Source organism: Burkholderia pseudomultivorans, assembly GCF_902499075.1.
GTDB lineage: Bacteria > Pseudomonadota > Gammaproteobacteria > Burkholderiales > Burkholderiaceae > Burkholderia > Burkholderia pseudomultivorans.
Window position 1 is genome coordinate 1 of record NZ_CABVPP010000085.1, and the last position, 21309, is coordinate 21309.

The 21309-nt window shown below is 66.1% G+C and carries 19 protein-coding genes and 1 pseudogene; 7 read left to right on the plus strand and 13 right to left on the minus strand.

Translation table 11 applies throughout. The features are described 5' to 3' along the window. From BST28156_RS32235 to BST28156_RS32260, 6 genes and pseudogenes are all read right to left on the minus strand, one after another. Window positions 1-263: pseudogene (locus BST28156_RS32235) on the minus strand (Mu transposase C-terminal domain-containing protein); the annotation flags it as partial. Window positions 264-648: 385 nt separating this feature from the next. Then, a complete protein-coding gene (locus BST28156_RS32240) occupies window positions 649-900 on the minus strand; it encodes a hypothetical protein (RefSeq protein WP_043292639.1) in 252 nt (83 codons plus the stop codon). Window positions 901-1095: 195 nt separating this feature from the next. Then, entirely contained in the window at window positions 1096-1398 is a 303-nt protein-coding gene (locus BST28156_RS32245) for a hypothetical protein (protein WP_011880221.1), read from the minus strand. A gap of 31 nt (window positions 1399-1429) precedes the next feature. Then, window positions 1430-2389, minus strand: a complete 960-nt coding sequence (locus BST28156_RS32250) for a tyrosine-type recombinase/integrase (protein WP_011880220.1) — start codon at window positions 2387-2389, stop codon at window positions 1430-1432. Next, window positions 2386-3519: a TIR domain-containing protein gene (locus tag BST28156_RS32255; RefSeq protein WP_011880219.1), complete on the minus strand. Its 1134-nt coding sequence runs from the start codon at window positions 3517-3519 to the stop codon at window positions 2386-2388. The genes BST28156_RS32250 and BST28156_RS32255 overlap by 4 nt, the downstream gene beginning before the upstream one ends. After that, window positions 3509-3916: a hypothetical protein gene (locus tag BST28156_RS32260; protein WP_011880218.1), complete on the minus strand. Its 408-nt coding sequence runs from the start codon at window positions 3914-3916 to the stop codon at window positions 3509-3511. The genes BST28156_RS32255 and BST28156_RS32260 overlap by 11 nt, the downstream gene beginning before the upstream one ends. Window positions 3917-4203: 287 nt before the next feature. Here BST28156_RS32260 and BST28156_RS32265 point away from each other — a divergent pair, with 287 nt between their 5' ends. The 5 genes from BST28156_RS32265 to BST28156_RS32285 all read left to right on the plus strand — a co-directional run bounded on the left by BST28156_RS32265 (window position 4204) and on the right by BST28156_RS32285 (window position 9580). Next, window positions 4204-4542, plus strand: coding sequence for a type II toxin-antitoxin system TacA family antitoxin (locus tag BST28156_RS32265; protein ID WP_011880217.1), 339 nt, complete (start codon window positions 4204-4206; stop codon window positions 4540-4542). After that, the gene (locus BST28156_RS32270; protein WP_043292638.1) at window positions 4499-4984 is read left to right on the plus strand and encodes a GNAT family N-acetyltransferase; all 486 of its coding nucleotides are present in this window, start codon (window positions 4499-4501) and stop codon (window positions 4982-4984) included. The genes BST28156_RS32265 and BST28156_RS32270 overlap by 44 nt, the downstream gene beginning before the upstream one ends. 778 nt (window positions 4985-5762) lie before the next feature. After that, window positions 5763-6062 carry a hypothetical protein gene (locus tag BST28156_RS32275; protein WP_105784261.1) on the plus strand — a complete coding sequence of 100 codons (300 nt, stop codon included), beginning with the start codon at window positions 5763-5765 and terminating at the stop codon, window positions 6060-6062. A 1066-nt stretch (window positions 6063-7128) separates the two neighbouring features. Continuing rightward, window positions 7129-8253: an extracellular catalytic domain type 1 short-chain-length polyhydroxyalkanoate depolymerase gene (locus BST28156_RS32280; RefSeq protein ID WP_006415458.1), complete on the plus strand. Its 1125-nt coding sequence runs from the start codon at window positions 7129-7131 to the stop codon at window positions 8251-8253. Window positions 8254-8326: 73 nt separating this feature from the next. After that, entirely contained in the window at window positions 8327-9580 is a 1254-nt protein-coding gene (locus BST28156_RS32285; RefSeq protein ID WP_012218298.1) for a sugar transporter, read from the plus strand. Between the two features lie 215 nt (window positions 9581-9795). On the opposite strand, the gene BST28156_RS32290 is transcribed toward BST28156_RS32285, so the two are convergent. The 3 genes from BST28156_RS32290 to BST28156_RS32300 form a co-directional block, all read right to left on the minus strand. Next, window positions 9796-10077: a DUF4148 domain-containing protein gene (locus tag BST28156_RS32290; protein ID WP_006405291.1), complete on the minus strand. Its 282-nt coding sequence runs from the start codon at window positions 10075-10077 to the stop codon at window positions 9796-9798. A gap of 260 nt (window positions 10078-10337) precedes the next feature. Continuing rightward, the gene (locus BST28156_RS32295; protein WP_012218299.1) at window positions 10338-11657 is read right to left on the minus strand and encodes an MFS transporter; all 1320 of its coding nucleotides are present in this window, start codon (window positions 11655-11657) and stop codon (window positions 10338-10340) included. Between the two features lie 59 nt (window positions 11658-11716). Then, window positions 11717-14065 (minus strand): cytochrome P450/oxidoreductase, encoded by a 2349-nt coding sequence (locus BST28156_RS32300; RefSeq protein WP_012464853.1) that lies wholly within the window; start codon window positions 14063-14065, stop codon window positions 11717-11719. Window positions 14066-14178: 113 nt separating this feature from the next. On the opposite strand from BST28156_RS32300, the gene BST28156_RS32305 reads away from it, so the two are divergent. Next, complete coding sequence (locus tag BST28156_RS32305; RefSeq protein ID WP_012218301.1) at window positions 14179-14994, plus strand: IclR family transcriptional regulator; 816 nt, start codon at window positions 14179-14181, stop codon at window positions 14992-14994. A gap of 264 nt (window positions 14995-15258) precedes the next feature. Here BST28156_RS32305 and yjfF read toward each other — a convergent pair whose 3' ends face one another. The 4 genes from yjfF to BST28156_RS32325 form a co-directional block, all read right to left on the minus strand. Beyond that, entirely contained in the window at window positions 15259-16347 is a 1089-nt protein-coding gene (gene yjfF / locus BST28156_RS32310; protein WP_012218302.1) for a galactofuranose ABC transporter, permease protein YjfF, read from the minus strand. Then, entirely contained in the window at window positions 16344-17384 is a 1041-nt protein-coding gene (locus BST28156_RS32315; RefSeq protein WP_006405297.1) for an ABC transporter permease, read from the minus strand. Before BST28156_RS32315 ends, yjfF begins: the two co-directional genes overlap by 4 nt. After that, window positions 17381-18892, minus strand: coding sequence for a sugar ABC transporter ATP-binding protein (locus BST28156_RS32320; RefSeq protein WP_012218303.1), 1512 nt, complete (start codon window positions 18890-18892; stop codon window positions 17381-17383). The genes BST28156_RS32315 and BST28156_RS32320 overlap by 4 nt, the downstream gene beginning before the upstream one ends. A 61-nt stretch (window positions 18893-18953) precedes the next feature. Then, window positions 18954-19916 (minus strand): ABC transporter substrate-binding protein, encoded by a 963-nt coding sequence (locus BST28156_RS32325; protein ID WP_006417273.1) that lies wholly within the window; start codon window positions 19914-19916, stop codon window positions 18954-18956. Window positions 19917-20271: 355 nt separating this feature from the next. Between BST28156_RS32325 and BST28156_RS32330 the strand changes: the two genes are divergently transcribed. Further along, a partial coding sequence (locus tag BST28156_RS32330) for a DNA topoisomerase IB (protein WP_437341310.1) occupies window positions 20272-21309 on the plus strand: 1038 nt, incomplete at its 3' end.

Here is a 21309-nt window from a genome sequence, read left to right on the forward strand (position 1 = left end):
TGCACTACTTCGTCAATCACTGCATCAACGGCCCCTCCCAATCGATGGCTGCTCTCAGATGGGCCTCGTCGTTTCGGAATGACCGCGCTCGCTACCGGGTTTGCCAGAAATTTCCGCCGCAGACGATAAACAGTAGTCCAGTGGACGCCCAGCAGATTGGCAGCCGAAACCGCGCGCTTCTTCGAAAGCGGTCCTCGCCCCAATGGCCGGAGAACATCTGCTACTTTTTCCGCTCTGCTAACTGCTTCCTCGGAAACCGTCATTGCCGCTCCTAATTGAGCCTCGTCAGACGCGTTAGCGGAATTAAAGGACACGTATAACGCGTTAGCAAAATAAACGGACATCCGATCGTGCGCGCGTTGCCAAAACGCAACGCATGAAAAGACGCGCGAGACGGCAGCAATGCCTTATCTCACGGGGCCGTGGCCGTGTCTTACATTAGCGTAATCTATGGACACGATTAGCAGTTTTTAAGGGCTTCAACACGAACCGCGACCAGCAATTGAGCAATTCCACGGCCACGACGGCCGACCGGCAGCACGACGAGCATCGTGTAATTGCCGACGCGTGGCTACAGCGCGCGATTGATGGAATCCGGCAAATGCACCTCAACGAGGATGCACGTCGCGAGGTCGCGGGGAGGCTTTTTTAGCGCCGCGCATCGAGCACGTGACGACGGTAAAACGGCAAATGGAGCAAATCGAACTGCAACGTCGTCACGCTCGTCGACGCCACAAAGGCACGAACCCGGCTCGTGGCCGGGTTCGTCTCACTGACGCTGTCCGCAATAACCAGCGCCCCACTAATCTGGACTCGTTTCAGCAAAGTCGAATGATCTGGCAATACATTCAATAACATCACCAGACTGCATTTCGATGCATAGAACACATCCCCGCTCATCCTGGCTCTGCGTCATCCTATTAATGCTGACGCTCGGCCCCCACGGATGCTGGCGAGGCATGTTCACGGATAAAACACCCCTTGCGATCAACGTTCGACCATGCGACGACGTATCTCGCATCTTGAACACCGATTCGCCTAGGCGCCAGTCGATCTCAAGCCCGACGAAGGTCCAATCGTGGCAATGATTGAAGTTCATTTTGTGTTTAACGGCAAATGTGCATCTGGCGATTCCGGCGCAACGGGATTGCCATTGATATCCAGCCGACCTCCTGACGGGTCATTGACATGGCAATGTGGGCAAGGATCGGCAGGATGAATCAATATGCGCTGCTCTCCCGTCACCGGATCAACATAAGCATCCTGACCACCCTGCGGGTTCGGGCCTTTGGGAATCAATCCACTATCCTTGGCGTGTTGATCGATTTCCTCGGGCGTTTTTCCGGCAACACCGTCGTGGCCGTCCCCGCGCTTCGGTCGCATGAACAAATTCCCCATAACGGCGTCCTTGGCGGAAGAGCAGCGGGACTCAGAGCTGAATCCGCTCGATCTCGTCCAAGCTGAGTGCGTCGTGACGCCGGTCGTACAGCTGCGTGGTGCGCGTCGACGCGTGGTTGGCCATTGCCGCGGCGCTCTCGAGCGTGCCGCCGTTCTGCAGGTACGCAGTAATGCCGGTCGCGCGAAACGTATGGTTGCCGATCGCAGTCGCGATGCCGGCCGCCGCCGCGCGCCGGCGCACCATGGCGTATGCGTTCGCTTGCGGCAACGGCGTGCAGCTGAGCTGCCGGGTGCCACGTGCGATCGTGCGGAACAGCGGCCCCTTCGGCTCGGCACCGGTGCCGCTCAGGTGTTCCAAATAGGCATGCAGGGCTGCCTCGAGCGTGTGGTGGCAGGGCATCGCGTGCGCCTTGCCACCTTTTTCGCGCAACCGCACCCACAGCCGCCGCTGCTGCACATAGACGTCGTCAAGCCGCATCGCCAGCGCTGCGCCGATCCGCGCGAACGAAAACACCATCAGTGCGATCAGCGCACGGTCCCGCAGCCCGATCGGCGTGCTTACATCGATGCTGTCGAGCAGCTGCCGCGCCTCGGTACGATCGAGCACGGGCGTGGCGCCTGTGCGCGCCGGGTGGCTCGGCCCGCGCACCGACGCGGCCGGATTGACCGACACGATCTGGCCGGTCACCAGCCAGTCGAACAGGTGGCGGATCGCCGCCAACTGCTGCTTGACGGTCGGCGCCGACAACGCCTGGGTCTGCAACTCAATCCAAGCTGCGACATGCAGCGGCTGCACGGCCGCGATCGACGGTATGCCCATCTCGCCGCACCAGGTCAGGAAATCCCCTGCCGCCCGCGCGTAGGCGCGTCGGGTGTGTGGATTGCGAATCGCCGAGGCGAAGAATTCCAGAAAACGCACGCCAGCCCGCTCACCGGCTGCGGTGACGAGTGCCGGCGTGGAATTGGCCGCGACGATGACGAGCTGGCTCATGCCTGCATCGCCTTTTTCCAGTCGATGGCAAAACCCATCGCGTCGAGCTCTCGGCATAAGGACTTCTTCCAACCGCCCGCTGTATCCATGGCTTCCCACACCACGCCGGCAAAGTCACTCGGAATCTCGAGTTGACCGCGTTTCAGCGCGCATACCCTGTCACGGCCAAGGCGGCCGATGAAATAGCCGAGCTCGAGCAACACATTCTGCCTGGCACGGGGCTCTGGCGTGCCGTCTTTCACGGAACCTACATCGTCCGGCGTCAGCAATACCACGGCAAAGCCGACATTGCCGTGTGCCTCGATCTTCTCAATGACCGTCCGCCCCTGGTTGGCCTTTTCATGCAGGATGATCGCCTCGAAGTCGATCTTTTCCAGGAACCGCGCGACCGCCTCGCGGGCCCCTTCGTCGTGGCCATGGACCACGAACACCCGCCGGGAAAGCGCCGCGGCCGGCACGATCGGTTGCGGCGCGGCATGCTCTGCATCCTCTAAGTCCTCTCGAAGAGCACGCTGCGCGTCCTGCAGAAGGGCGACGGATCGGTCGAAATTTTCCCGAGCTTCTTGGCGAAGATAGAACTCATTGTTGCCGTAGCTTTTGGGCTGTATAGGCCTCAGTGCCGTCGCGGCCCTGTAGCGTCGATACGCCGTCGTGTCCTTGCCGAAACATCGTTCGAGCGTGTCCGCGATCGCCGCCGACAGCGCAGCCAGCTCGGGCATAATTCCTTCCTTCAGCGTTTGGAAATCGAATGCCTTAAGCGCGTCGATTCGCTCCTGCAGGCGGGTGATCCCGCGCTCGATGTCCTGCTGCAAATGGGCTGCTTTCATCGTTGTTGTTGGCTGCGACGGTTGAGTACCTACTTCAGAGAGCGGATTGGAACGGAGTGAGGCCAATAGGTTATGCCCGGCGGACGTTAGCCCAGCAAATTCGATCGATCCCATGCGGCCACTGCCTTCCGAGTGAATCAGGGCATCCTCCTTGAGCAGCCCTAGGTGATAAAAAACCTCTTCCGGGGTATGTCCGTCGATATGGATCTCCGCGTCGCCCACTTGGAACCGGACAATGCGGTTGAGCGGCAATTCCTCGAGCTTGAGCAGCAATTCGCGGCTCAGGCTCAGGTCACGCTTCATCGTGATCGCCCTCCTGACCAACCTGCAATGCTCGGGCGCGCTGCAGCAGCTGATCTACCTCGTTCATGGTCCGGGCCTCGACTTCAATGTCGCCGATCTTCAGTCGCATCTTGCGTCCATGGCGACCGCTGATCCAGGCGCCGACCGCCGTGCCGATTACGCCAATGGCCGCCGGCCCCAGCTCCTTGATAATGAATTCAGCCAGCGGGTAACCCATCGCGGCCGCCGAGTCGAACGCCATGCCCCGTTGCGAATAGCGGATGCCCGCCGAGTACAGCGCCGAGCTGAAGCTTCGGAGCTCCTTCTGAAAGGCCGGATCATTCTCGGGCAGATCGTCAGGCGCCCGCTTCAGCCGGATCTCGATCTCCTGCACGTTGCTGCTGTTGTTCGTGCCCATGCGGCGCTCTGATATATGCGATAAAGGACATTATCATATATAAAAACCGAGAATTCGCGTCTCGATGTCGGCGTCACGGAGGCCGGCGCCAATCTCGCACACGTGGTGACATTTTGTCACCAGGTGTGCTATACTGACTCCCATATTGCTCAATGGAGAACCAATATGACCTAGCGACAACACCCACATTCGGGGGGCACCGCCCCATTACTGATCACAGTACAGAACCTCCTCCCCTGCATCAGACGGGGACGCATCACGAAAGAGGTTCGGAAAGAGGACAAACAATGGCTATCAACAACGGTGTGGACAACTCCAGCCGCGGGCGAGTCACTGCCCGGTTGAGTGCAGAAAAGCAAGAAATCCTGCAGCTCGCTGCGGACCTATCGGGCAGTACCCTTAACCAGTTCATTGTGCAATCGGCACTTCGGGCGGCAGAGCAAGTCATCGAGCAGGAAGAAGTCATTCGTTCCATCCGTCTGACGATGGACGAATCGAGGCGCTTCTTCGCGCTCTTGGACGAGCCGCCAAAGCCCAACGAAGCACTGCAGCGCGCAATGGCACGTTTCAGGAACAAACAGCGTGGAAACGCAAATTCAACAACTCAAGGAGAGCGACGACCGTAGCAGCTTCGACTGCGGCGTCGGCTCGATGAACGATTGGCTGCGCAACATCGCCAATCAGCATCAGAAAAAAAACTTGTCGCGCACCTACGTCGCGACGGCGCCCGATAATCCTCGGGCGATTATGGGCTACTACGCGCTGGCCGCCACGTCGGTGGAAACCGACGGGATGCCGGGCGCCAAACTCCCTAGGAATGTCTCGGCCGTGCTTCTGGCCCGGCTGGCCGTAGACGTGAAGTACCAGGGCCAAGGTCTCGGCGAAGACCTGCTGATGCACGCGCTCGACACGGTGCTGACGACGGCCGAGGCTGTCGGCGTGCAGTGCGTGGTGGTTGACGCAATCGACCAGCACGCGGCGGCGTTCTATTTGCGATACGGATTCGAGCCCTTCACGGCTACACCGCTCCGGCTATTCCTGCCGGTAGCGACCATCCGGCAGGCGTGACGAATGGCCGGGACAGCTGCCCCGGCTTTTGCGTACGCAACACCTCGCTGGTCGCGCTTAGCAAAAACATCGCGGGTCGATCCAACACCTTCCGTCGCGCACATAGCGAATGCGCTGCTTATCGGGGCTTCGTTATGGAGAATCAGGAGCCCTCGCGGCTTGTCCGTTTCGTCGGCGCGGCGGTCGGCCTGCTGCTGACGCGCGAAGTCCATCAGATCTTTCGAATACACGCGGGCCGCCGCGCGCCAATAGGGGCCACGTTACCGGAATCTCAGCCACAGCGGAACCCTCCTGGGCGCTCCCCCAATTCTCTCCGCACCGCGGAGAGAATTCGGCCGCCGGCCCGCCGAGACCCGTCCCTTTCACCAAGCTAAATGTGGGCGGTCGCAATTGAGCTTCAGCACCGCCTGAGACGAAGTCGCCTCGCCAACAGCCCCGCCTGGATCGAAGAACCTCCCGGCCCTCGTGTGACGCAATGGCCAATGAACCCGCCCAGCGGCACGTCGGCGCCCGCCCCAGAAATCCAGGGACGCCGAAACAGTTACGGCACCGTTTTTCGCTCGCAGCGGTCGGAGCCCTCAATCCCCTGGGGCGAGTGCCACGCGCTTGCACAACTAAATCTGTAACCAATCCGGTGCGGCGCAGCATTTCCGGCAATCCCTTGATCTACAAGGCGAAGCGGCCGGATGCGATTTCAACTAATCTTGTGTCGTAACGGTCGACGCGCTGGCGGAGGCGATGGATGGCACGACGCTCACGCTTACGGGCAGGCGGTTCCTTGAACGACGGCACGGGATTGAACGACGTCGACCTTGCCGCTTGGCCGTCGATCGACGAGCTCGCGCTTTCCGCCGAGCGACGCGCGCTCTATCGGCGACGCGAGCGCGCGATCCGCCTGTACCTAAACGGCGCGACCGACCGCCAAATCCAAGCGGCCTGCAGCCTTGGCCGCGTCCAGACGTACCGGCTGCTGACCGAGCGCTGCCTCAAAACGCACCCGGATGGCCGCGTCAACGGCTGGCGAGGCCTCCTGCCATATACCGGCGCATGCGGCGGCTTCGCCCATGTCTCGAAATGAAGGGGCGGATAGCCCTTACTATGTTACCCTTCATGTTATTGACCAAATCCCACGGCTTCCTCAGCGCAGGTCCTCTCCCTGATGAAATGCGCCTGCGGGCTGATGGCCCACGACTAGGCGGGCGCGATCGACGTATCCGCGCGTGGGCGAGACCTCGATCTTCGACATTGTATCGACACGACGGTTTAAGACGGTCTCTGAGAACACCCCTGCCGATCGCCGACGGCCCAGATGTGCTTAGTTGGGATTCGCGAGCCGCCGGCCACTGAGCGATGCGCAACCACCGCGGCTGCGCGTTGTAGGGTGGGGTTGCGCCGCCCGTCGTAAAACTCCCGCCGGACATCGGCCTAAAGGCCCCTCTCTCGCGCTCAGCACCAAGACCTGAAACGACTGGTTCTGATTGAGTCGCCGGACCGTACTTCGAGTTGTGGTGCGAAACACGCAAGCCGCCACCATCCGCACGGGCTCACCGTGGTTTTCGCCGCCGCGGCACGCGCAGGCCCGAACTTCTGGATCGCGCGTCCACTCGCAAACCGACCGCGGCGCGGGCGACATCGGCGCCCATCGACGGAGCGGCGCCTGCAGCTGTTCTCGCTCCGCGTTTGACCGGTCACCGCCGTTGCCGCGATGGAACTCGCCGATTCACACCCGGATTCTGCGGTCGCGGGCGGCACCGGATACGATCATTGAGCTCGAACAGACACGCTCGCGCGACGCACGGCCAACTTTAGCGGTTCATCCCGCCGTCAATCCGACAAGGTTAATCTCTAGGTATGGCGACGTGAATCTCGGTTTTCGACGAGAAGGCACTGGCACCGATAATCAAGTGCTACGTTGACGACGCAGCGGACATGGGGTCAGGCCGATCACCGTCATGATCGTTGTGCTCTTCAAGAGTATGCAATTGGGCGGCAAGTGCATTTGTCGGCGATCTCATCAAACAGATTCGAATAGAATGTCCGGCACGGTCGGTAGCGCCTTCGCGGCAGCACCACGCCTGCGCTGCCTCCATCGACCTCCGCCGGCGCTCGCCGCTATCGAGCGCGCCGCCGGCACGGAACGCCCCATGCCCAGGAAAAAGTCCGGCCTCCGGTTGTGGCCTTTCGACCTCCGCGGCGTCACGACGGCCGCTCCAGCGAAGAAGAAACGCGCGAAGCCCGCGACGTCGCCTGCACGGCCCGCGACGGCGCGCCCCGCCAAACGCGCGACCGCCGCAGCCGCCGGCCGCACGTCGGTGCGCGACGCGCCGGGCACCTGGCTACGCTCGTTTCATTCGGCGCGTCCGGCCGCCGGACAGTTCATCAATCATCTCGCGTATGAACTCTATCTGCCCGTCGCCGCTGCCGCGGGCAAGGCGATGCCGCTCGTCGTGATGCTGCACGGATGCAAGCAGACCGCCGAGTCGTTCGCGGCCGGCACGCGCATTTGCCGCCTCGCCGAGCGTGCGGGTTTTGCCGTGCTGTTTCCCGAACAGGCCAAGACCGCGCATTCGCAGCGCTGCTGGAACTGGCACGGCGACACGTCGCAGTCGGAGGCACCGGCGATCGCATCGCTGATCGACGCGGTCGCCCGCGAGCGCGCGATCGACCGCACGCGCATTTATCTGGCCGGCATGTCGGCCGGCGCCGGGCTCGCGGCGCGGCTCGCGATCCGTTATCCCGATCTGTTCGCGGCCGTCGGCCTGCATTCGGGCCCGGCGATCGCGCCGCCGCTATCGACGATGGCGGCGGTCGGCCTCATGCGCCGCGGGCTGCGCGACGACGCGATCGGCGTCGCGGACGCCTGCGTCGACGTCGCCGCCTATCCCGGCATGCCGGCGTTGATCGTGCACGGCGGACTCGATGCGGTCGTGACCGACCGCAACGCGACGCAGCTCGGCCTCGCGTTCGCGCGGCTCAACCGGCTCGTCGACGAGCACGGCGCGCCGCGCGTCGGCGAGCAGCACACGTACGTCGATGCGGACGCCGACTACACCGACTATCTGCGCGGCCGCAGCGTGATCGTCCGCGTGTGCGTCGTGCGGCGGCTCGCGCATGCGTGGAGCGGCGGCGATCCGCGCGAGCCGTTCCACTCGGCCACCGGGCCCGACGCCACCGCGATGTTCTGGAATTTCTTTCGGCGCCGGCGGCGTGCGGTTGCCGGCGCAGACGTCGCGCCCGCGCGGCGAACCATGCGCGCCCGGAGCAGGTAAGCTTGCGCGTTGAACCGCCGAACGCCGCGCCGCCGCGCGCGCCGAGCGGTGCGATACCACCCTGTTCCGACCTATGCAGACGCCCTCGACGCCTTCCGAATCGCCCGCTGCCACGCCTTCGTGGACCGGCGTATGGGCCTTGGCCCTGTCCGCCTTCATCTTCAATACCACCGAATTCGTTCCGGTCGCGCTGCTGGGCGCGATCGGCGGCAGCCTCGAGATAGCGCCGACCGACGTCGGACTGATGCTCACGATCTACGCGTGGACCGTCGCGCTCACGTCGCTGCCGCTCACGCTGCTGACGCGCAAGGTCGAGCGCCGCAGGCTGCTCGTCTGGGTGTTCGCGCTGTTCATCGCGAGCCATGTCGTCACGGGCGTCGCGTGGAATTTCCCGGTGCTCGTCATCGGCCGGCTCGGGATCGCCGCCGCGCACGCGGTGTTCTGGTCGATTTCGATCGCGCTCGCCGTCCGGCTCGCGCCGCCCGACAAGAAGAGCCGCGCGCTCGGGCTGATCGCGACCGGCACCGCGATCGCGATGGTGGCCGGCATTCCGCTCGGCCGCGTGATCGGCGAGACGCTCGGCTGGCGCATGACCTTCCTCGCGATCGCGGCCACCGCGCTCGTGCCGTTGCTGATGCTGCGCTATACGCTGCCCGAGCTGCCGAGCCAGCGCACCGGCTCGCTCGCCAGCGTGCCGGTGCTGTTGCGGAATCCGGCGCTGATCCTGCTGTACGCGATCACGATCCTCATCGTGTCCGCGCATTTCACGTCGTACACGTATATCGAGCCCTTCGTGCGCGATGTCAATCATGCGAGCGAGAACCGGATTACCTACATCCTCGTGCTATTCGGCGCGGCCGGCATTCCGGCTGCCGTCTGCTTCAACCGCCTGTTCCCGGCGCGGCCCGCGCACTTCCTGCTCGCGTCGATCGTCGCGACCTCCACGTGCCTGCTGATCCTGTTCCCCAGCGCGCTCACGATCGTGACGCTGTCGGTGCACACCGTCGCCTGGGGCGGCGCGATCATCTGCTTCGGTCTCGCGATGCAGGCGTGGGTGCTGAAGCTCGCGCCCGATGCGACCGACCTCGCGATGTCGATCTATTCGGCGCTGTACAACGTCGGGATCGGTGGCGGCGCGCTGCTCGGCAACCACATCGCCAACGATTTCGGGCTGCCGTGGATCGGCACGTTCGGCGGGCTGCTCGGCGGGCTCGGCGCCGCGCTTTGCTGGCTCGCGCTGCGGCTGCATGCGCGGCACGCGGCGGTCGCAGCCGCGACCTCTGCCGCGCCAGCCGCGTCGCATCCCGCGACGCCCGCGGCCGACTGATCGTCGAATCGCACGCGCGCGGCAACGCCGCGCGTGAGTGCGGCGCCGGTCGGACAAAGCGCGCGTATCAGGCTTGCGGGGGCCGTCGCGGTCGTCGCCGCCGTCGTCGTCGCGTTCGCGTTATTGCGGCTGCCCGCATGCGAAGGCCGGCGCGAACACGGCCGCCAGCTCGACCGCGCGCGGCCTTCGCTCGCGCAGCCTCGCGCCCTACGGCTTCATTGGACGTTCGCGCCGCTTCCCGGCGTCGCCACGGCTGCCGTCGCCGTGCGCTGCTCGCCATGCGCAATCGCATACAGCTCGCGATTGCGTGCGACCGTCTGCGCGCTGGGCGGGTAGTCCCATTCCGACGTCGGCACAGTGCCGTCGCGTTCGGCCTGGACGAGATCGGCGATCACGTCGGCGCGCGTGATGCCCGACGGCGAACTCTGTGCGAACGCCGCGACCGGCGTACCGACGACGGCGGCCAGCGCGACGGCGGCAATCAGCTTGCGGTTCATGATGACACTCCCGAGAACGGTTCGATGGGGACGCATCGACGATGCGTCGTCGACGGGACCGCATGCGGTTCACCGTCCGACGCTTCCATTCTCGCGATCGTGCCGCACGCGACGCTGACCGCCGGATGACAATCCTGCAAGCCGGTCAGCGGCGCGCCCGATGGCGGCTTTGGCCGTGCGCGCGGGCATGATGATCCGGCGCCGTGTCGGCCATGCGCGCGCATGCCGCGACGAACGGCAAGCGCATCGCCATCCGCGTGTCAGGCGGCGGCGTGATCCTTCACGCGCGCGTTGCCGCCGGACGCCGGCTGGAACGCGAAGTCCTGGCCGCGCGACTCGCGCGACGCGATCACGGCGACGAATGCCGGCAGCGCCATCAGAATCGCATAGCCGGCGACGAAGATCGCCGAGCCCGTATAGCTGACGAGCAGCGTGCCGACGATCGGCGCGATCGAGCCGCCGAGCACCGAGGCGAGCTGATAGCTCGTCGAGAGCGCGGTAAAGCGCACGCGCGTCGGGAACAGTTCGGCCATGTACGCGGCCATCGGCCCGAGAATGATCCCGTGGCAGGTCAGGCACGCGATCAGCGCGAGCTGCAGATGCGCATAGTCGCTGCCGGGCGACAGCGTGAACAGCGAACAACCGGCCACCGCCGCGCCGATCAAGCCGGCGATCAGCACCGGGCGCCGTCCGATCCGGTCCGACACGTGCGCGGCGATCAGGATGACGACGACCTCGATCGCCGACGCCCACATCAGCGCGGACAGCGCCTGCGGCCGGCTGAAGTGCAGATAGCCGGTCGCGAGGCCGAGCGCGAACGTCGAAAACAGATAGAGGAACGTGTTTTCCGCGGCTTTCACGAAGAACGCGCGCGCCATCTGCCGCCAGTTGCCCGCACAGGCTTCGCGCAGCGACGCGCGCTCGACCGTCTTGTGCGCGGCCGCCAGCTCGGCGAACGCGGCCGATTCCTCGACGCGCCGCCGCGTCCAGAAGCCGACGATCACGAGCAGCGCGGAGATGAAGAACGGGATCCGCCACGCCCAGTCGACGAACGCCGTATCGCCGTAGACGCGCTGTACCATCCCGATCACGAACGCGGTCAGCACGTTCGCGAGCGGGCCCGCGAACATCGTGAAACTCGTCCAGAAACCGCGCTGCGTGCCGGGCATCGATTCGGCGATCATCAGGATCGCGCCGGTCGCCTCGCCGCCGACCGCGATGCCCTGCACGATCCGCAGCAGCACGAGCAGCAGCGGCGCCGCGATGCCGATCGACGCGTAGGTCGGCAGCAGCCCGACGCAGAACGTGCTGATGCCCATCATCAGCAGGCTGACGACGAGCGTCTTGCGCCGGCCGATGCGGTCGCCGATCATCCCGAACACGATGCCGCCGAGCGGCCGCGCGACGAAACCGACCGCGAACATCGCGAGCGCGAGCAGCGTGGCCGCGAGCGGATTGCCGACGACGAAGAACTGCTTGTCGAACACGAGCACCGCACAGGCGGCGAACGCGAAAAAGTCGTACCACTCGAGCGTGGTGCCGACGGTGCAGGCGAACATCAGGTTGGCACGCTTTTTCATCGCGCATGTCTCCGGTCGTTTTTGTGGTTGATGCGCGGCGCCGCGGCGCCGCCGCACGTTCAAAGTTCGAGCACGAGCCGCTCGCCGCCGCAGGCGCGCGAACAGCAGGTCATCATGCGATCGTGCGCGTCGCGTTCGGCGCGCGTCAGCACGCTGTCGCGATGATCGACGCGACCGGCCAGCACGCGCACTTCGCACGATCCGCACAGCCCTTCGCGGCAATCGCTCTGCACGTCGATGTTCGCGTGCTGCAACGCGTCGAGCACGGTCTGGTTCGCCGCCACCGTCAGCGTGATGCCCGAATCCTTCAGTTCGACTTCGAACTGCTGCTCCTTCGACGGATCGAGCGCCGCCTTCGTCGAGACGAAATGCTCGACGCGCAACGCATCGCGCGGCCAGTGCGCGCAGCTCGCGTCGAGTGCGTCGAGCATCCGCGCGGGGCCGCATGCGTAAATGTGCGCGTCGTCGGCCGGCTGCGCGAACAGCGCATGAAAGTCGTTGCGCGTACCTTCTTCCGACACGTACACATGCAGCCGCTCGCCGTGCAGCGCCGCGAGCGTATCGAGCATGGCCATCGATGCGCGCCGCGCGCCGCTATAGTGGATTTCGTAGTCGATGCCGCGCGCCTTCGCTTCGCGCGCCATCGCGCTGATCGGCGTAATGCCGATGCCGCCCGCGACGAAGATCGCCTTGCCCGCGTCGGTCACGAAGCGGAAGTGATTGCGCGGGCCGCGGATCTTCAGCACGTCGCCGGCGCGCAGATTCGCATGCACCCATGCCGATCCGCCGCGGCTCTGCGCTTCGTGCAGCACCGCGATCTCGTACGCATCGCGCTCGTCCGGGTCGCCGCACAGCGAGTATTGGCGCGTGATGCCGGTATCGCCGCAGATCACGTCGATATGCGAGCCGGCCGTCCAGCGCGGCAACGGGCGACCGTCGGCCGACACGAGCCGCACATGCGCGACACGGTCCGCGCAGATCGACACGCGCTCGACCTTGACCGCGCGGCTCACCGCATGCGACGACGGCTCGCCGATGCGCACCGCCGCGCGCGGGCGCAGCACCGAGCGGTCGCGGCGCTCGGGATTGAGCGCGGGATCCCATTCGACGTAGAGGTGCTCGGGGCCGCGAAACGACGTGTTCGGCACATACGTGAAGCGCTGTTCGGCAAGCTTCATGTGCGGCAGGCGGCGCGTGAACTCGTCGAGGAAGATCTGCATCTCCATGCGCGCGAGATTCTTGCCCATGCACTGATGCGATCCATAGCCGAACGTCAGCTGGTCGCTCGCGTTTTCGCGGCGGATGTCGAACAGGTCCGCGTCGGCGAAACGCGCTTCGTCGTGATTCGCCGACGACGTGACGATCAGCAGCTTCGCGCCTGCCGGAATGTCGACGCCGCCGATCGTGACGTCCTTCGTCGCGAGCCGTCGCCATGCGGCGAGCGAGCCGTTGTGCCGCAGACACTCTTCGACCGCATTCGGGATTAGCGACGGATCCTCGCAGATGTCGCGCCACGCGTCCGGATGCTGCAGCAGCAGCTTCATTGCGTTGGCCGTCGCGTTCGCGGTCGTCTCGTGCGCGGCGACGATGCCGGCCATCATCATCGAATGCAGATACGAATCGGTGATGACGTCCGGCAGCTCCTTCTGCTTGCGGATCCCGTACTGCATCCAGCCGGGCCCCGACGGATCCTCGCGCATCTTGTCGAGCACCTTGCCCGCGAACTGCCAGAACTTGCCGACCGCATGCGCGACCGCGACCTGCTCCTCCGGTTTCGGGCGGCCCCACGTGTTGATCGTGTGCGCGATCGAGTATTCGCGCAGCGTGTCCATGTCTTCCTCGGGCACGCCGAGAAAATGCAGCGCGACGGTGAGCGGCACTTCCCAGAGCATCTGGTCGACGAGATCGGCATGGCCGTCGTCGATGAAGCGATCCACGTATTCGCGCGCAAGCCGGCGCACCATCGGCTCGTGATGCTTCAGCGCGTCGGGCGTGAACGGATCGAGCAGCGCGCGGCGGCGCGGCATGTGCGCGGGCTCGTCCTCGTTGACGAGCGTGCGGTTCAGCGCAAAACCGTAAGACGCGAGCACCGCGTTGGCCTCGGGGCCGGTCGGCGTGATCTTCTCGAGCGCGATCGACGGACTGAACGTGAGGTTGTCGCGAAAGATCGCCTTGATGTCGTCGTAGCGCGTGACGACCCAGTAGCCGAGTTTGGGGCTGTAGAACACGGGCTCCTGCTCGCGCGCCCAGCGTACGTACTCGGGCGGATCCTGCTGATAGCCGTCCTCGAACGGGTCGAACGCAGCGGCGGCGGCGCTGACCGGACAGCCGTTCGGCGCGGCCGCCGCGGCCGGCGCAGGATGAAACGGACATTGCGACGACGACGCGTCGCGCTGCGTGACGGACATGATTCGCTCCCGTGCCATGATTTTGCGTAAATCTAATACGCAATGCGTAATCTAACGACTGGGGTAAACCTTGGCGGTCGGCCGGCGCGGGCCGTCGGGCTAGAATCGCGCTTATGGAAAAAATCGCCAGAACGAAGAAGACCGCGCCCGCCGAGCGCGACCGCCGCCAACGCGTGCAGTCCGCGTCGATCGGCCTGCTCGTGCTGAAGGAACTCGCCGCGTGCGGCGGGCGTGCGACGCTGACGGCGCTTGCGGCGCGGCTCGACGAGAATCCGGCGAAGGTGCACCGCTATCTGGCGAGCCTGATGGAGGAATCGTTCGTCGCGCAGGATCGCGGCACGCAGCAATACGTGCTCGGGCCGCAGTGCATCTCGATCGGGCTCGCCGCGATGCGGATGGCCGACCCGATCCGGCTCGCCGAACCGTCGCTCGTGCGGCTGCGCGAGCGTCTCGAAGTGACGTGCTTCGTCGCGATCATGGGCAACCGCGGACCGACGATCATGCGCTTCGAGGAGCCCGGCTTGCCGGTGACGGTCAACGTTCGCGCGGGCTCGGTGATGTCGCTGCTCTGGTCGGCAACCGGGCGGCTGTTCCTCGCACGGCTCGACGAGCCGCGCGTGCGGCAGCTGGCGGAAGACGAGCTCGCATCGGCGCCGGCCGAGTTGCGCGCGCAGCTCGACCGACGCGATCCGGTCGGCACGTTGCAGCGCGAGATTCGCGCGGCCGGTGTCGCGACCGTGCGCGACACGAACCTGAAAGGCATCAGCGCGGTGTCGGCACCGGTCTTCGACGCGAACGGGCACATGTGCGCGGCGATCACGGCGTTGGGCGCGACCGGCGGCTTCGACGCGTCGATCGACGGGCCCGTCGCGACGGCGCTGCGTCATGAGGCCGAGCTCATCAGTGCGGAACTCGGCTATACGGGCTGATCGCGGTTATCGAGGTGTGGTCACATGCATCCGGCGGACGGCGGCTGCGCAGCGCCGCCGATGAACCGATAAGCTGCTGCGCCGTGTAACGGAATCGGATCGCGGATGTCGTGTTCGGCTCGCCAAGCGGTCCGTACGCAGAGCTCCCATCTCGACCACGATCACATCGGCGGTCGCGACGACGCTTCCCGACTCATCGAAATACGCGGCGGCCGAGCTTCCCGCCGCCGACGTATCACGCTCCAAGCCTTCCGCGCGCCCGCGCTACCTCAGCGACGACACGAGCGCCGCATCCTCGCCCGGCTTCGGGGCCGCCGGCGTCGGCGCGGCGTCCGCCGTCTTGTTGCCGTGCGCGCCCAGCCCCGTCCCGCCCGTGCGCCGCCGCGCCGCATGCCGCTCGATGATCCGCTGCAGCAGGCAGAACACGCACAGCAGCGCGCCGATCACGATGCGCGTCCACCACGAGCTGAGCGTGCCGTCGAACGTAATCAGCACCTGGATCGTGCCGAGGATGCCGACACCGAACACCGATCCGATCACGTACCCGACGCCGCCTGTCAGCAGCGTGCCGCCGATCACGGTCGCGGCGATTGCGTCGAGCTCCATCCCCTGCGCCTGCAGCCCGTATCCGGACAGCACGTACAGCGTGAAGACGACGCCGCCGAGCGCGGAGCAAAAGCCGCTCAGCGCATAGACGCCGATCTTCGTGCGCGCGACCGGCAGCCCCATCAGCAGCGCCGAACGCTCGTTGCCGCCGATCGCATAGACGTTGCGCCCGAAGCGCGTGAAGTGCGCGACGTAGATCGCGGCCGCGAGCGTCGCGAGCGCGACGAGCGCGCCGGCGCTCAGCGTACCGTCGCCGAGCGGCACGCTGATCGCCGCGATCGCATGAAACGTCGGCTCGTTGATCGTGATCGACTGCGTCGTGATCAGGAAACACGCGCCGCGCGCGAGAAACATCCCGGCCAGCGTGACGATGAACGGCTGCAGCCGGAAGTAGTGGATCAGCGCGCCCATCGCGGCGCCGTATAGCGCGCCGAAGGCGAGCACGAGCGGCACGATGACCCATACCGGCCAGTGCAGCCGTTCGGCGCCGACGGCGCAGAAGATCGTCGTCAGCGCGACGACCGAGCCGACCGACAGGTCGATGCCGCCCGACACGATCACGAACGTCATGCCGATCGCGACGATCAGCAGGAACGCGTTGTCGACGAGCAGGCCGGTCAGCACCTGCATCGAAAAGAACCCGGTGTACATCACGGACCCGAAGCCGAACAACGCGGCGAACAGCACGATCGTCACGACGATCGGCAGCGTGCGCGGGTCGGCGAGCCGCCCAAGGAATCGGTTCATCGCGGCGTGGCTCCCGTCGTCGCGCGCGAACGCGCGACAGGCATCAGTTTCGACAGATGGCGGATCGCGAGCGCGCGTGCCGCCTCGGACTGGATCAGCGTCACGACGATCACGACGACCGCCTTCACGACGAGCGTCGCCTCCGGCGGCACGCCAATCGAATAGGTCGTATAGGTCAGCGTCTGGATGATCAGCGCGCCGAGCACGGAGCCCGCGAGGCTGAAGCGGCCGCCGAGCAGCGACGTGCCGCCGAGCGTCACGGCGAGGATCGCATCGAGTTCGAGCAGCAGCCCCGCGTTGTTGCCGTCGGCGCTGCGCACGTTCGAGCTCGCGAGAATGCCCGCGAGCGCCGACATCACGCCCGAGCACAGATAGACGCCGAACACGACCGCACCGGCGCGCAGCCCGACGAGCCGCGTCGCGACCGGGTTCACGCCGATCGCACGGATGAACAGCCCGAGCGCCGTGCGATTGACGAGCAGCGCAATCGCGACGATCGTCGCGACCGCGAACCACACCGAGCACGGCACGGTCGCGAGATAGCCGCCGCCGAGCGCGAGATAGCCGGGCGCGCCGATCGGAATGATCTGCCCGCCCGTCAGCAGCTGCGCGACGCCGCGGCCGGCGACCATCAGGATCAGCGTCGCGATGATCGGCTGCATGCCGACGAACGCGACGAGCACGCCGTTCCATGCGCCGGCGAGCACGCCGACGCCGAGTGCGGCCGCGAGCGCGGTGCCGACGCGCGACGGATCGCCATCGAGCACGATCGCCGCGGCCGCGCCCGCGATCGCGACGATCGCACCGACCGAGATGTCGATCCCGCGCGTCGCGATCACGAGCGTCATCCCGAGCGACACGATCACGAGCGGCGCCGCGCGGTTCAGGATGTCGATCGGCGCGCCGAACAGATGGCCGTCGAGCAGCGCGATCGACAGGAAGCTCGGCCGATGCGCGACGTCGAGCGCGAACAGCAGCACGAGCGTGAGGACCGGCCACACGAGCGGATGACGAAGAAGCGTACGAAGCCGCGTCATGACTGGCCTCCGGCGATCAATCGATAGATCTGTTCCTCGGATGCGTCGGCGCCCGACACTTCCGCCACCTTGCGCCGATCGCGCAGCACCGCGATCCGATGGCTCACGCGCACGACCTCGCTGATCTCCGACGAGATGAACAGGATCGCGAGCCCCTTCGCGCACAGGCCGAGCACCCGTTCCATGATGTCGAACTTCGCGGCGACGTCGATGCCGCGCGTCGGCTCGTCGAGGATCAGCAGCTTCGGATCGGTCGCGAGCCAGCGTGCGAGCAGCACCTTCTGCTGGTTGCCGCCCGACAGCAGCCCGATCGGCTGTTCCGCGTCGCGCGCCTTGATGCCGAGCCGCTCGATATACGCGTCGGCGAGTTCGCGCTGGCGCGCGCGGCCGATCAGCCGCCACCAGCCGCGCCGTGCCTGCAGCGCGAGCACGATGTTCTCGCGGATCGACAGCGCGGCGACGATCCCTTCCTTCTTGCGGTCCTCCGGGCAATACGCGATGCCGTGCCGCACCGCATCGTGCGGCGACGCGAGCCGCGCGCGCGCGCCGTCGATCTCGATCGCGCCCGTATCCGCGCGCTCGGCGGCAAACGCGAGCTGCGCGGTTTCGGTGCGCCCCGAGCCGAGCAATCCGGCCAGCCCGACGATCTCGCCGGGCCGCACGTCGAGATCGAGCGCGCTGATCATGCCGCGCCGGCCGACCTGCTGCATCGACAGGAACGGCGCGCTCGCGCCGCCGCGCGCCGCCTCGGCCGCGCGCGCCTGCAACGTATCGGACAATCGTTCGCGGCCCGTCATCTTCGCGACGAGCGCATCGACCGGCAGATCGCGCGCGAGATACTCGCCTTCGCGCTCGCCGTTGCGCATCACGGTGATGCGGTCGGAGATCGCATACGTCTGTTCGAGAAAATGCGTGACGAACAGGATCGCGATGCCCGACGCCTTCAGTCGGCGCAGCACGTCGAACAGCCGCGCGACCTCGCCGTCGTCGAGGCTCGAGGTCGGCTCGTCGAGAATCAGCACGCGCGCGTCGACCGACACCGCCCGCGCGATCGCGACCATCTGCTGCACGGCGATCGGATACGCGTCGAGCGAGCGCGTGACGTCGAGCGACAGGTCGAGTTCGGCGAGCGCATCGCGCGCGCGTGCATGGATCGTCTTCCAGTCGATCGCGCCGCGCCGCATCGGCTGCCGGCCCGCGAAGATGTTCTCCGCGACCGACAGGTTCGCGCACAGGTTCACTTCCTGGTACAGCGTCTGGATGCCGGCCGCTTCGGCCTCGCGCGGCGCGGCGAAGCGCACCGGTGTGCCGCCGACGCGAATTTCGCCCGCATCGTGCGCATGCACGCCAGTCAGCACGTTGATCAGCGTCGATTTGCCTGCGCCGTTCTGGCCCATCAGCGCATGGATTTCGCCCGGAAACAGCCGGAAACTCACGCGCTGCAGCGCGTTGACGCCCGGAAACGTCTTGTCGATGTCGATCATCTCGACGACCGGCGGATTCGTCATGAAGGGCCCTCGAAGGGACGGCCGCACGGCGGCGAACGCGCGCCGCCGCGCGGGCCGGACATCAGTATTTGCGGGTCGGCAGCACCTGCGCCGCGACGTTCATCGGGAACACCGTCTCGTTCGTGACGATGCGCTTCGGCAGCTGCTTGCCGGCCACGACGTCCTTCACGGCCGTCATCAGCTGCGGCCCGAGCAGCGGGCTGCACTCGACGTCGACGTTGATCTTGCCGGCGATCATCGCCTGGAAGCCGCCCTTCGTCGCATCGAACGACACGACGCTGACGTCCTTGCCGGGCTTGATGCCGGCCTCTTCCATCGCCTGGATCGCGCCGAGCGCCATGTCGTCGTTGTGCGCGTAGACGACGTTGATCTGCTTGCCGTAGGTCTTCGCGAACGCCTCCATCACCTGCTTGCCGCCGGCGAGCGTGAAGTCGCCGCTCTGCGAGGCGATCACCTTGAACTTTGGATTGTTCTTGATCACCTCGAGCAGGCCCGCGCGGCGATCGTTCGCCGGTGCCGAGCCGACCGTGCCCTGCAGCTCGACGATGTTGATCGGGCCCGCGTCGTTCTTGTAGCGCTCCTCGAGCCAGTGGCCCGCGCGCCGCCCTTCCTCGAGGAAGTCCGAACCGATCATCGTCACGTAGAGCGACGGGTCCTTCACGTCGACCGCGCGGTCGGTCAGGATCACCGGAATGTGCGCGGCCTTCGCCTCGGTCAGCACGGGCTCCCAGCCCGACTCGACGACGGGCGAGAACGCGATCACGTCGACCTTCTGCGCGATGAACGAACGGATCGCGCGAATCTGGTTCTCCTGCTTCTGCTGTGCATCGGAAAACTTCAGGTTGATGCCGGCTTCCTTCGCGGCGCTCTTGACCGACACCGTATTCGCGGTGCGCCACGCGCTTTCCGCGCCGACCTGCGAGAACCCGAGCGTGATCGGCTTTTGCTGCGCGTACGCGCCGGATGCCAGCATGGCCGTCGCGGCCACGAGCGCGCCGGCCGCGAGCTTCCTGATGTTCGTCATGTTGCGTCTCCGATGATGTCGTTGTGTATCGCGGCGGCGGCCGTGTGCTGCGCTGTTCTGATTCTGACGGCCGCGTGCGGGCGGGGCGGCGGTTCATGCGCCCCGGATCAGTCTAGAAACAAGTCCGATAACCTGCCAATGAAATATTGGATTGAATCAATATCCGAATTGGCATACGTATAAACACCTAAATGCGTCGCGACGCGGCTCGCGGCGCGGCCCGAACGGCGCACGCATCTTGCTCCACGGACCTGCGCACGCCGCGCGGTGCGGCACATATTCGATCGCCACGAACCCCAGAGGAGACAGAAACGATGGTCGCAGCGCTTTTCCGCAGGTCGCCGTGCGTCGCCGCATGAAGCCGCGCGCGCCCCGCTCCGCGGCCGGCAACGGCATGCGCATGTCCGACGCGCGCGCGGCCGCCACGCTGCGTCACGTCGACGACCGGCAGCCGGGCTACACGCGTCGTCGCGTGCGCAACGGCTTCGCGTATTACACGCAGGACGGCGAGCGGATCCGCGATCCGGACGAGATCGCGCGAATCAACGCGCTCGCGATTCCGCCCGCGTACACCGACGTCTGGATCTGCGCGGACCCGCGCGGCCATCTGCAGGCGACCGGCCGCGACGCGCGCGGGCGCAAGCAGTACCGCTATCACCCGCAGTGGCGAGCGACGCGCGACGCGAACAAGTATGCGCGAATGGCCGCGTTCGCGCTCGCGCTGCCGCGTATCCGCGCCCGCGTCGCGCGCGACCTCGCGCGGCCCGGCATGCCGCGCGAGAAGGTCGTCGCGACGATCGTCCGGCTGCTCGACACGACGCTCGCGCGCATCGGCAACGCGGAATACGCGCGCGAGAACGAGTCGTACGGGCTGACGACGCTGCGCAAGCGGCATCTGAAGATCGAATCGGGGCAGGTGCGGCTGCGCTTCGTCGGCAAGAGCGGCGTCGAGCACGACGTGACGGTCGACGATCCGCGCGTCGCGCGAATCGTGCGGCGCTGCGCCGAGCTGCCGGGGCACGAACTGTTCCAGTACGTCGACGACGACGGCGAACGCCACTCGATCGGCTCGGCGGACGTGAACGACTATCTGCGCGAGGTCGCCGGCGCGGAATTCACCGCGAAGGACTACCGGACCTGGGCCGGCAGCGTGCAGGCGCTCGCGCTGCTGCGCCGCGCGCCGCACGGCGGTGTCACGGAAGCGCGCAAGCAGATCGTCGAGACCGTGCGCGCGGTGGCCGACATGCTGCACAACACGCCGGCCGTGTGCCGGCGCTGCTACATCCACCCCGACGTGCTCGAGATGTACGAGTCGGGCCGGCTCGATACGCTCGTGATCCGGCGCGCGCCGCGCGGGCTGCGCGCCGACGAGGCGGCCTTCGCGGCGCTCGTG

What these genes read in the sequence shown, in the direction of transcription:
- BST28156_RS32280 (WP_006415458.1), top strand. Translation starts at nt 7,129, where the DNA reads ATGCCCAGGAAAAAGTCCGGCCTCCGGTTGTGGCCTTTCGACCTCCGC.
- BST28156_RS32325 (WP_006417273.1), bottom strand. Translation starts at nt 19,916, where the DNA reads ATGACGAACATCAGGAAGCTCGCGGCCGGCGCGCTCGTGGCCGCGACG.
- BST28156_RS32285 (WP_012218298.1), top strand. Translation starts at nt 8,327, where the DNA reads ATGCAGACGCCCTCGACGCCTTCCGAATCGCCCGCTGCCACGCCTTCG.
- BST28156_RS32255 (WP_011880219.1), bottom strand. Translation starts at nt 3,519, where the DNA reads ATGAAGCGTGACCTGAGCCTGAGCCGCGAATTGCTGCTCAAGCTCGAG.
- BST28156_RS32290 (WP_006405291.1), bottom strand. Translation starts at nt 10,077, where the DNA reads ATGAACCGCAAGCTGATTGCCGCCGTCGCGCTGGCCGCCGTCGTCGGT.
- yjfF (WP_012218302.1), bottom strand. Translation starts at nt 16,347, where the DNA reads ATGAACCGATTCCTTGGGCGGCTCGCCGACCCGCGCACGCTGCCGATC.
- BST28156_RS32295 (WP_012218299.1), bottom strand. Translation starts at nt 11,657, where the DNA reads ATGAAAAAGCGTGCCAACCTGATGTTCGCCTGCACCGTCGGCACCACG.
- BST28156_RS32300 (WP_012464853.1), bottom strand. Translation starts at nt 14,065, where the DNA reads ATGTCCGTCACGCAGCGCGACGCGTCGTCGTCGCAATGTCCGTTTCAT.
- BST28156_RS32245 (WP_011880221.1), bottom strand. Translation starts at nt 1,398, where the DNA reads ATGGGGAATTTGTTCATGCGACCGAAGCGCGGGGACGGCCACGACGGT.
- BST28156_RS32265 (WP_011880217.1), top strand. Translation starts at nt 4,204, where the DNA reads ATGGCTATCAACAACGGTGTGGACAACTCCAGCCGCGGGCGAGTCACT.
- BST28156_RS32305 (WP_012218301.1), top strand. Translation starts at nt 14,179, where the DNA reads ATGGAAAAAATCGCCAGAACGAAGAAGACCGCGCCCGCCGAGCGCGAC.
- BST28156_RS32315 (WP_006405297.1), bottom strand. Translation starts at nt 17,384, where the DNA reads ATGACGCGGCTTCGTACGCTTCTTCGTCATCCGCTCGTGTGGCCGGTC.
- BST28156_RS32240 (WP_043292639.1), bottom strand. Translation starts at nt 900, where the DNA reads ATGAGCGGGGATGTGTTCTATGCATCGAAATGCAGTCTGGTGATGTTA.
- BST28156_RS32320 (WP_012218303.1), bottom strand. Translation starts at nt 18,892, where the DNA reads ATGACGAATCCGCCGGTCGTCGAGATGATCGACATCGACAAGACGTTT.
- BST28156_RS32260 (WP_011880218.1), bottom strand. Translation starts at nt 3,916, where the DNA reads ATGGGCACGAACAACAGCAGCAACGTGCAGGAGATCGAGATCCGGCTG.
- BST28156_RS32250 (WP_011880220.1), bottom strand. Translation starts at nt 2,389, where the DNA reads ATGAGCCAGCTCGTCATCGTCGCGGCCAATTCCACGCCGGCACTCGTC.